The sequence below is a fragment of the Streptomyces bambusae genome, assembly GCF_019400985.1.
GTDB classification, from domain to species: Bacteria; Actinomycetota; Actinomycetes; order Streptomycetales; family Streptomycetaceae; genus Streptomyces; species Streptomyces bambusae_A.
This window is the reverse complement of record NZ_WTFF01000425.1, coordinates 1-5,228: the sequence shown is the minus strand read 5'-3', so window position 1 is coordinate 5,228 and position 5,228 is coordinate 1. Positions and strand designations below refer to the sequence as shown.

The window sequence follows — 5,228 nt, the reverse complement described above, 5'->3', positions numbered from 1 at the left end:
CGCCCCCAGCGCGGGCCTCCCCCACCCGTGGTCCCCCGTCGGGCCGGGCGCCCCTGTCCCCTACACCGGGGGGAGGCGCGGGGTCCGGCGGGGCCGTGGGCCGCGGCGCGGGGCGGCCGGGCGGGGCCGGTTTGGCCGGCCGGGGTCCGCTGCGAGGAGGGGGAGGAGGGCGAAGGGCCCTCCGCCTGCGTCGCCGCGCCGCCGTTCGTGGAGTCGGCTGCAGCCTGGCCCCCTGCCGGGGCCTTCCCAGCCCGTTCGGCCCCGCCGCCCAAGCTCGCCACGGCTTCGCCGCCGTCCCGCGAGGAGGCGCCGGGCTCGGGGCTGGGCCCGGCTCCGGTCGCGGAGTCGGCGCCCGCCCCGGCCTCAGGCTCGCCACGCCGGGCCGCACTCGCCACGCCGTTGGGGCCGTCAGTGCGCATCCGCTGCGCTCCGTTCCGCCGCCTCGACGACGTTGACCAGCAGCTGCGCGCGGGTCATCGGGCCGACCCCGCCCGGGTTCGGCGAGATCCAGCCGGCGACCTCGGTGACTCCCGGGTGGACGTCGCCGACGATCTTGCCGTTCTCGTCCCGGCTGACGCCCACGTCCAGCACGGCCGCGCCGGGCTTGACGTCCTCCGGCTTGACCAGGTGCGGGACGCCCGCCGCCGCGACCACGATGTCCGCCTGGCGCAGCACGCCCGACAGGTCACGCGTGCCGGTGTGGCACAGCGTGACCGTCGCGTTCTCCGACTTGCGCGTCAGCAGCAGCCCGATGGACCGGCCCACCGTGATGCCGCGGCCGACGACCACCACGTGCGCGCCGTTGATCTCGACCCCGTGGTGGCGCAGCAGCTCGACGATCCCGTACGGGGTGCACGGCAGCGGGCCGGGCTCGTTCAGGACCAGCCGGCCGAGGGACATCGGGTGCAGGCCGTCCGCGTCCTTCGCCGGATCCATCAGCTCCAGCACGCGGTTGGTGTCGATGCCCTTGGGCAGCGGAAGTTGGACGATGTAGCCCGTGCAGGCGGGGTCCGCGTTGAGTTCGCGGACCACGGCCTCGATGTCGTCCTGGGTGGCCGTACCGGGCAGTTCGCGCTGGATCGAGGCGATGCCGACCTCCGCGCAGTCCCGGTGCTTTCCGGCCACGTACCAGCGGCTGCCCGGATCGTCGCCGACCAGCAGGGTGCCGAGGCCGGGGGTGATGCCCCGGGCCTTGAGCGCCGCCACGCGGGCGGCCAGCTCGGACTTGATCGCGGCCGCGGTGGCCTTGCCGTCGAGAATCTGGGCAGTCATACGGCCATCCTCCCGGATGGGGCGCCCCCGGTTCCAGTCGCGCCACCCCAAGGCGCGCCTCGTCCCACAGGGTTCATTGCACTTGCACAACAAGTGACGGGCCTCACGACTACCGACTGGACAAGCCGTGGCCGGTCCGACCACGATGGCCGGATGAATGCCGCGGGCAGTGCTGGGGGGCGGACCGCACGTTGAGTTGTTCCTCCGCGCGGGCCGCGCGTCCCCGCATGTACACGGAGGAACACCCCACATGAGCTTCGGCGACCCGAACAACCCGTACGGGCAGCAGCCCCAGCAGGGCCAGCCCCCGTACGGCTACCCGCAGCAGGCCCCCCAGGGCGTGCCTCCGCAGGCCGGTTACGGATACCCGCAGCAGGCCCCGGCCCCGGGCTACCCCGCCGGCTACCCGGCCGCCCCGATGCAGATGCCCGGCCTGATCAAGACCGCCCGCGTGCTGCTCTTCATCGTCGCGGGTCTGCAGATCCTCTTCGGCGTCATCTTCGGCATCGTGCTGATGGCCGCCAGCGGCGCCGCCGCCGGCACCAGCGTGAGCGACGAGGCCGACTTCCTGGCCGGCCTCGGCGGCATCATGGTCTTCATCCTGTTCGCCTTCGCGGCGTGGGCCATCACGCTGGGCGTGAAGTTCTCCAACGGCGGCAGCGGCGTGCGCGTCACGACGATCGTCTACGCGGCGCTGTTCATCGCGCTGAGCCTGATCAACTTCCTGAGCGCCCTGGGTGCCTCGTCCCAGGGCGGCGGTGGCGGCCCGGTCGTCGGCGCCATCATCGGTCTCTCCATCGGCGGCATCATCCTCGCCTCGATGGTCAACAGCGCCGCCGGCGCCTGGTTCAAGCGCCCGCGTTACTGAGCCTGACCGACCCTGGGCGGCCGACCCGCTCGGCCGCACCCGGGCCCGCGCAGGCCCGTACACGCGCGAAGGCCGCGTCCCGCACTGCTGCGGGGCGCGGCCTTCGCCGTTGTTCTCTCCGGGGCTCAGTGGAAGAAGTGCCGGGTCCCGGTGAAGTACATGGTCACGCCCGCCTTCTGCGCGGCCTCGACGACCTGCTCGTCGCGGACCGAACCGCCCGGCTGGACCACGGCCTTGATGCCCGCCGCCGTGAGGATCTCCAGGCCGTCGGGGAACGGGAAGAACGCGTCCGAGGCGGCGTACGAGCCCTGCGCGCGCTCCGCGCCCGCCCGCTCGACCGCGAGCTTCGCCGAGTCCACCCGGTTGACCTGGCCCATGCCGACGCCCACGGACGCCCCGGCCTTGGCCAGCAGGATGGCGTTGGACTTCACCGCGCGGCAGGCCTTCCACGCGAAGGCGAGCTCGGCGAGCTCCTGCGCGGACAGGGCCTCGCCGGTGGCCAGGGTCCAGTTCGCCGGGTCGTCGCCCTCGGCCTGGAAGACATCCGACTGCTGGAGCAGCACGCCGCCGGAGATCGGCTTGAGGTCACCGGGCTGGTGCGGGTGGCCGTCCACCTTCAGCACGCGGATGTTCTTCTTCTTGGCCAGCACCTCCAGGGCGCCGTCCTCGTACGCCGGGGCCGCGATGACCTCGGTGAAGATCTCGGCGACCTGCTCGGCGAGCTCGACGGTCACCGGGCGGTTGACGGCGATGACGCCGCCGAAGGCCGACAGCGGGTCGCAGGCGTGCGCCTTGCGGTGCGCCTCGGCGACGTCGGCGCCGATCGCGATGCCGCACGGGTTGGCGTGCTTGATGATCGCGACACAGGGCTCGTCGTGGTCGTAGGCGGCCCGGCGGGCGGCCTCGGTGTCCACGTAGTTGTTGAAGGACATCTCCTTGCCGTGCAGCTGCTCGGCGTTGGCGAGCCCGCCCGGCTGCCCGTCGGTGTAGAGCGCGGCGCCCTGGTGCGGGTTCTCGCCATAACGCAGCGAGGCCTTGCGCTCCCACGCCCCGGCGAGGAACTCCGGCAGCACCGCGTCCTCTTCCGGCGCGTACGCGTTCGTGAACCAGGACGCGACGGCGACGTCGTACGCGGCGGTGTGCTGGAAGGCCTCGGCCGCCAGACGCTTGCGCGCGGTCAGGTCGAACCCGCCGCCCTGGACCGCGGCGAGCACGTCGGCGTAGCGGGCCGGGCTGGTGACGACGGCGACCGACGGGTGGTTCTTGGCGGCGGCGCGGACCATGGAGGGGCCGCCGATGTCGATCTGCTCGACGCACTCGTCCGGGGTCGCGCCGGAGGCCACGGTCTCGCGGAACGGGTAGAGGTTGACCACGACGAGGTCGAAGGGCTCGACGCCCAGCTCGGCGAGCTGGCGCTGGTGGTCCTCCAGGCGCAGGTCGGCGAGGATGCCGGCGTGCACGCGCGGGTGCAGGGTCTTGACGCGGCCGTCGAGGCACTCGGGGAAGCCCGTCAGCTCCTCCACCTTGGTGACCGGCACCCCGGCGGCGGCGATCTTCGAGGCGGTCGACCCGGTCGACACCAGCGTCACGCCCGCCTCGTGCAGCCCGCGCGCGAGCTCCTCCAGACCGGTCTTGTCGTACACGCTGATGAGTGCACGGCGGATCGGCCGCTTGTTCGTACCTTCGGCGGTCACTGGATCGTTACCTTTCGTCCCTCGATGCGGTAGCCGTGCCGGGCCAGTCGCCCCACGACATCGACGAGCAGCCTGCGCTCGACTTCCTTGATGCGCTCATGGAGAGCGGCTTCGTCGTCCTCGTCCCGGACCTCGACCACACCCTGGGCGATGATCGGACCGGTGTCCACGCCGGCATCCACGAAATGGACCGTGCAGCCGGTGACCTTCGCGCCGTACGCGAGCGCGTCCCGTACGCCGTGCGCGCCGGGGAAGGCGGGCAGCAGGGCGGGGTGGGTGTTGACGAACCGCCCGCCGAACCGGTCGACGAACGCCTTGCCCACGATCTTCATGAACCCGGCGGACACGACCAGGTCGGGCTCGAAGGCGGCGACGGCCTCGGTGAGGGCCTCGTCCCACTCCTCGCGGGACCCGTACGCCTTCACCGGGCACACGAACGTGGGGATGCCGGCCTTCACGGCGCGGTCCAGCCCGGCGATACCGTCCCGGTCCGCCCCCACGGCCACGACGCTGGCGCCGTAGCCCTCGGGGTCGGAGGCGATGGCGTCGAGCAGGGCCTGGAGGTTGGTGCCGGAACCGGAGACCAGCACGACCAGGCGGGAGGCGGCCATGGGAGGCCCTTTCTCGCGGGGTGCGTCTTATGCGATCGTACGAAACTCCGCGCCCCCGATATACGGGGAACCCTACGAAGCCGCCGACCGCCTGCAACGATACCGGCACACCCGACAGCCCCCGAGGGACGGGGGCATGCCCGAGGGGTAGCGTCTGGACATACGAGCCGCAACCCGCCGCACGCAACGACACAGGGGAAGAAACGCACCCGATGCCGGACCGCCGTCAGCCCTCCTCCACCGAAGACAACCCCTTCGCGGCTCCCCCGGAAGGGCGGCCGGACCAGCCGTGGCAGCCGCGCGACGGTGCGTCCGAGCATGCGCGGCGCGACGGCGGCGGCCAGGGCGGGCCCGGGCAGGGCGGCCCCGGCTCCTCGGGCGGCGGCCCGATCCGCTGGGACCCCACGGACCCGATCCAGCGCCGGGCACGCTATGCGCTGCTCGCCGGCATGTGGGGCTTCTTCTTCGGGCTGTTCGGCATCCCGGCGATGGGGCTGCTGCTGGGCGCGCTGGCCCTGTACTGGGGCATCAGCGCGCTGCGCGCGAAGCGCGAACCAGAGCCGGAGCCGGCCTCGGCGGACGCGGGCGGAGCCTCGGCGGGCGCGGGCGGGACGCGGCCCGTTGCCGGGGGGGGGAAGGGATCACGGCCCTGCCGGGAGCCAGCCCGGAGGGCTGGCGGCGGGGGGCCGGGGACGCCTTCCAGCCGCCGCAGCCCTGGCGGGAACTGCTCGGCGCGGCGATCCGCTCGGCGGCCACCGGGCCCGGCGCCGGCCAGGACTACAC

At 73.3% G+C, this 5,228-nt stretch carries 4 protein-coding genes and 1 pseudogene; 2 read left to right on the top strand and 3 right to left on the bottom strand.

Features of this window, described 5'->3' with window-relative positions; all coding sequences use genetic code 11:
• Positions 1 to 408 precede the first annotated feature (408 nt).
• Positions 409 to 1,272, bottom strand: a complete 864-nt coding sequence (locus tag GPJ59_RS33205) for a bifunctional methylenetetrahydrofolate dehydrogenase/methenyltetrahydrofolate cyclohydrolase (protein ID WP_219671631.1) — start codon at positions 1,270 to 1,272, stop codon at positions 409 to 411.
• 250 nt (positions 1,273 to 1,522) lie between these two features.
• Here GPJ59_RS33205 and GPJ59_RS33200 point away from each other — a divergent pair, with 250 nt between their 5' ends.
• Positions 1,523 to 2,140 (top strand): hypothetical protein, encoded by a 618-nt coding sequence (locus tag GPJ59_RS33200; protein WP_219671630.1) that lies wholly within the window; start codon positions 1,523 to 1,525, stop codon positions 2,138 to 2,140.
• A gap of 125 nt (positions 2,141 to 2,265) precedes the next feature.
• Here the strand turns inward: GPJ59_RS33200 and purH are convergent, their stop codons facing one another.
• Together purH and purN are read right to left on the bottom strand one after the other, a co-directional pair.
• Complete coding sequence (gene purH, locus GPJ59_RS33195) at positions 2,266 to 3,834, bottom strand: bifunctional phosphoribosylaminoimidazolecarboxamide formyltransferase/IMP cyclohydrolase (protein WP_219671629.1); 1,569 nt, start codon at positions 3,832 to 3,834, stop codon at positions 2,266 to 2,268.
• Complete coding sequence (purN, locus tag GPJ59_RS33190) at positions 3,831 to 4,445, bottom strand: phosphoribosylglycinamide formyltransferase (protein ID WP_219671628.1); 615 nt, start codon at positions 4,443 to 4,445, stop codon at positions 3,831 to 3,833. Before purN ends, purH begins: the two co-directional genes overlap by 4 nt.
• 212 nt (positions 4,446 to 4,657) lie before the next feature.
• Between purN and GPJ59_RS38090 the strand changes: the two are divergent.
• Positions 4,658 to 5,228 (top strand): annotated as a pseudogene (locus tag GPJ59_RS38090) (hypothetical protein); the annotation flags it as partial.

What these genes read in the sequence shown, in the direction of transcription:
- GPJ59_RS33205 (WP_219671631.1), bottom strand. Translation starts at nt 1,272, where the DNA reads ATGACTGCCCAGATTCTCGACGGCAAGGCCACCGCGGCCGCGATCAAG.
- GPJ59_RS33200 (WP_219671630.1), top strand. Translation starts at nt 1,523, where the DNA reads ATGAGCTTCGGCGACCCGAACAACCCGTACGGGCAGCAGCCCCAGCAG.
- purN (WP_219671628.1), bottom strand. Translation starts at nt 4,445, where the DNA reads ATGGCCGCCTCCCGCCTGGTCGTGCTGGTCTCCGGTTCCGGCACCAAC.